The sequence below is a fragment of the Clostridium sp. genome, from assembly GCF_032552055.1.
Lineage (GTDB): Bacteria > Bacillota > Clostridia > Clostridiales > Clostridiaceae > Clostridium.
The window spans coordinates 1-4,034 of record NZ_JAWGSV010000277.1 but is presented as its reverse complement, the minus strand read 5'-3'; the positions used below and the strand labels follow the sequence as shown (position 1 = coordinate 4,034).

The following is a 4,034-nucleotide window of genomic DNA, read 5'->3' as shown; positions in this document are numbered from 1 at the left end:
TTATATAATATATATTGAATAATACATAATAAAGATTATACAATTTTAATGTGATATAATAAAAATAGTAAATAATGGAGGTGTACATTATATGTTAATTAAAAATTGTAACATAATTTACTTAGACAAAATCGAAAAAGGAAATGTGTTAATTGAAAACAACAAAATTAAAGCAATTAACCCAAGTAACTATGACGATACAGAAGTTATAGATGCTGAAGGCTTATATTTATCACCTGGATTTATTGATGTTCATATACATGGTGCTGGTGGACACGATACTATGGATGGAACTTTTGAAGCTATTAATGAAATTTCTAAGGTAATAGTTAAGCATGGAACTACTGCTTTTACACCAACTACTATGACTGTTGCTGTAGAAGATATAAAAAAATCAATGGATGTTATTAAAGAAGCTAAAGAAAATGGAACTGATGGTGCTATAGTTTTAGGTGCTCACTTAGAAGGACCATTTATAAACCCTAAAGCAATCGGTGCTCAAAATCCTAACTTCTTAATTCCTCCAACTCTTGAAAACTACACTGCTATGGTTGGAGATGCTGAAGATGCTGTAGTATCTATCACTATTGCTCCTGAAGTACCAGGTGCTAAGGAATTAATAAAAGAATTATCTAAGAGAGGCGTAGTTTGCTCAATAGGTCATACTAGAGCTACTTACGATGAAGCAATGGAAGGAATTAAATGTGGATGTGGTCACTCAACTCACCTATTCAATGCTATGACTCCATTCGCTCACAGAGAGCCAGGAGTAGTTGGAGCTATATTTGATAGTGAAATTACTACTGAAACAATTTCTGATGGTATCCACGTTTCATATCCATCACTTAGAATAGCATACAATCAAAAAACTCCTGATAAAGTTTTATTAGTAACAGATGCTATGATGGCTTGTGCTATGCCTGATGGTATGTATGCTTTAGGTGGTCAAGAGGTTGAAGTTAAAGATGGCGCTGCTAGATTATTAAGCGGAAGCCTTGCTGGATCAATCTTAACTTTAGATAAGGCTGTTAAAAATGTTTATAAAAATGTTGGTCTTCCTCTACATGAAGCTGTTAAAATGGCTGCTTACAATCCTGCTAAGCACTGTAAAGTTGCAGATAGAAAAGGATTAATTAAAGAAGGCTATGATGCAGACTTATTATTATTTGATGATGAAATCAATATTAAGAAGGTAATAGTAGGCGGAAAAGTTTTAGTATAGAAATTATTAAAAGGGCTATTTTTAAATAGTCCTTTTTATTTTATCTATATTTCATTTACTTAACAGCTATCCTCATACGATAGCAAAAATCTATTTCAAATTTATCCTCACGAAAAATATCTAAAATTCTTTTTTCAAAAGAATTTAAATTAGAATTAATTTCATCTATATTTGATTTAATAATAGATTGTAATCCACCTTGACTCAAAGCAATTGTAATAAATCTTCTAGCATCACATAGTTCAGTATTGGAAAATACTATTTCTCTTACATATCTGAAATGTCCACTTTTCTCTATATTAGATAAATGATTATCTTTACTCCATTTAATAAACTTTGTATTAGCCTCTGAATACTTTGATTCAATTTCATTTACTTTTTCAAAAAGCTTATTATATTCAAGCTCTGCTTCCCAGTTACATACTGGTGGCCAATCACAATCATAAACAGAAAAGATTCCCCCATTCTTTAATAATCTAGCTGCTTCTTGCAATGTAGTTTCTGGATTCATCCAATGAAAGGATTGAGAAGCTGTAATTATATCTACAGAATTACTTTCTAAACCAGTATTATCTGAGAATGTAGAAACAAACTTCACATTATCTAATCCTAATGATTTCTCTCTTGCTATTTCAATCATATCAGAGCTTGGTTCTATTCCTATAACTTTACTACTTACATCACTCCAAATCTTTGTAGAAAGCCCTGTCCCACACCCCATATCTACTACAAGAGATGGTTTACTCCCCATGTATTTTAATATTATCTCTTTAACCTTCTCAGGACATTTAGGTCTTGCGCTATCATAAAGATCTGAAAAGCCCATAAATCTATCAGCATTAACCTGCAAATTTTCTCCCATAATCAATTCCCCCCTTTTTATAAATATTATATCATTAACCGCCCTTTCAACTCACTAATTATGTAATATATCCCACAATATTACCATAGGTCAATTTAGCTTATTGCATTCTATTATTATATACACAAAAAAGACCACTAGCTTAATAAGCTAGCAGCCTCAATTTCTCATACTATTTAAAGGAATTTCTTTATTTCTTCTACTTTATTTAATTGTTCCCAAGGTAAGTTTAAGTCGTTTCTTCCAAAGTGTCCATAAGCTGCTGTTTGTTTGTATATAGGTCTTCTTAATTCTAGATCTCTTATTATAGCACCTGGTCTTAAGTCAAACACCTTTTCTACTATAGCAACTATTTCTTCTTCTGATTTCTTACCTGTTCCAAAAGTTTCCACTTCGATTGATACTGGCTTAGCAACTCCAATAGCATAAGCTAATTGAATTTCTAACTTATCAGCAACTCCTGCTGCAACTAAGTTCTTAGCTACCCATCTAGCTGCATATGCTGCTGATCTATCAACCTTAGTTGGATCTTTTCCTGAGAAAGCTCCACCACCGTGTCTTCCATATCCACCGTAAGTGTCAACAATAATCTTTCTACCTGTTAAACCACTATCTCCTTGTGGTCCACCAACAACGAATCTTCCAGTTGGATTTATATAATACTTAGTGTTTTCATCTAATAATTCAGCTGGTACAACTGCTTGTATTACATATTTCATTAAATCTTCTCTGATTTGCTCTTGAGTAATATCTTCACCATGTTGTGTAGATATTACTATAGCATCGATTCTAACAACCTTGTTATCATCATACTCAACTGTAACTTGAGTCTTACCATCTGGTCTTAAATAAGGTAAAGTACCATTTTTTCTAACTTCTGATAACTTTCTTGATAATTTATGAGCCATAGCTATTGGTAATGGCATAAATTCCTCTGTTTCATTAGTTGCAAAACCAAACATCATTCCTTGGTCTCCTGCTCCAACGGCTTCAACATCATCCTTTTCGCCAGCTCTTGATTCTAACGCTTCATCAACACCCATTGCTATATCTCTTGATTGCTCATCAATTGAAGTTAATACAGAACAAGTTTCACAGTCAAATCCATATTTAGCTCTATCATAGCCAATTCCCTTAATTGTTTCTCTAACTAATTTTGGAATATCTACATAACAATTAGTAGATATTTCCCCCATAACTAAAACCATTCCTGTTGTTACAGCTGTTTCACAAGCTACTCTAGCTGATGGGTCCTTAGCTAATATGCTATCTAATACTGCATCTGAAATTTGATCACAAATTTTATCTGGATGTCCTTCTGTAACTGATTCTGAAGTAAATAATCTTTTCATATTAATATCTCCTTTCATTTTTTTGATATTAATTCTAGGCTATTTTATAAAAAATCTTCCATAGACTTTAAGTCATAGTTTTTTACGTATCTAGTTCTTATAGCTTTCATTACGTATTTTTATTTTTTATTCTTTATAAAATAATATTCCTAATTGATAAAATATTTATAGTTATCAATAATATTATTTAAATAAAAACTTTTAAGAATAAAAAAAATCTCCTCGATAAGAAGAGATACAAAATCTTAATCTTTCTTATCTTGCAAAAATATTGCTGGAATTGGCACCACACTCAACTTAATGAAGCAGGTTGCCGGGTTTCACAGGGCCCTTTTCCCTCCACCTCTCTTGATAAGAACTAATATCAAATTTTACTTACAGATTATATCACCTTTAATATTAATAGTCAACAATAAAATGTAATTTTCTTGCGCATTAATAGTGATGATCCTTCTATAATTTCTGATAAATAAAAAAAAGACAAGTAACCTTGTCTTTGTGGTGGGGGAGGACGGATTCGAACCATCGAAACGAAACGTAACAGATTTACAGTCTGCCCCCTTTGGCCACTCGGGAACTCCCCCATGTCAATTTATTT

At 32.1% G+C, this 4,034-nt stretch carries 3 protein-coding genes, 1 tRNA gene and 1 riboswitch; of the genes, 1 reads left to right on the top strand and 3 read right to left on the bottom strand.

All coding sequences use genetic code 11. From position 1 onward, the window contains the following. The first annotated feature begins 91 nt into the window (after nucleotides 1-91). Complete coding sequence (nagA, locus tag E6248_RS14080) at nucleotides 92-1,222, top strand: N-acetylglucosamine-6-phosphate deacetylase (protein WP_316341417.1); 1,131 nt, start codon at nucleotides 92-94, stop codon at nucleotides 1,220-1,222. 55 nt (nucleotides 1,223-1,277) lie between these two features. Here the strand turns inward: nagA and E6248_RS14075 are convergent, their stop codons facing one another. From E6248_RS14075 to E6248_RS14065, 3 genes are all read right to left on the bottom strand, one after another. Continuing rightward, nucleotides 1,278-2,084 (bottom strand): class I SAM-dependent methyltransferase, encoded by an 807-nt coding sequence (locus E6248_RS14075; RefSeq protein ID WP_316341416.1) that lies wholly within the window; start codon nucleotides 2,082-2,084, stop codon nucleotides 1,278-1,280. A 176-nt stretch (nucleotides 2,085-2,260) separates the two neighbouring features. Next, nucleotides 2,261-3,436 carry a methionine adenosyltransferase gene (gene metK / locus E6248_RS14070; protein ID WP_316341415.1) on the bottom strand — a complete coding sequence of 392 codons (1,176 nt, stop codon included), beginning with the start codon at nucleotides 3,434-3,436 and terminating at the stop codon, nucleotides 2,261-2,263. A 252-nt stretch (nucleotides 3,437-3,688) separates the two neighbouring features. Further along, a riboswitch (SAM riboswitch) is annotated at nucleotides 3,689-3,794 on the bottom strand. Nucleotides 3,795-3,935: 141 nt separating this feature from the next. Next, a tRNA-Tyr gene (locus E6248_RS14065) sits at nucleotides 3,936-4,020 on the bottom strand. Between the last annotated feature and the right edge of the window lie 14 nt (nucleotides 4,021-4,034).

Bases quoted from the DNA above. Each gene is read 5' to 3' on its own strand.
- nagA (WP_316341417.1), top strand. From the start codon at position 92: ATGTTAATTAAAAATTGTAACATAATTTACTTAGACAAAATCGAAAAA.
- E6248_RS14075 (WP_316341416.1), bottom strand. From the start codon at position 2,084: ATGGGAGAAAATTTGCAGGTTAATGCTGATAGATTTATGGGCTTTTCA.
- metK (WP_316341415.1), bottom strand. From the start codon at position 3,436: ATGAAAAGATTATTTACTTCAGAATCAGTTACAGAAGGACATCCAGAT.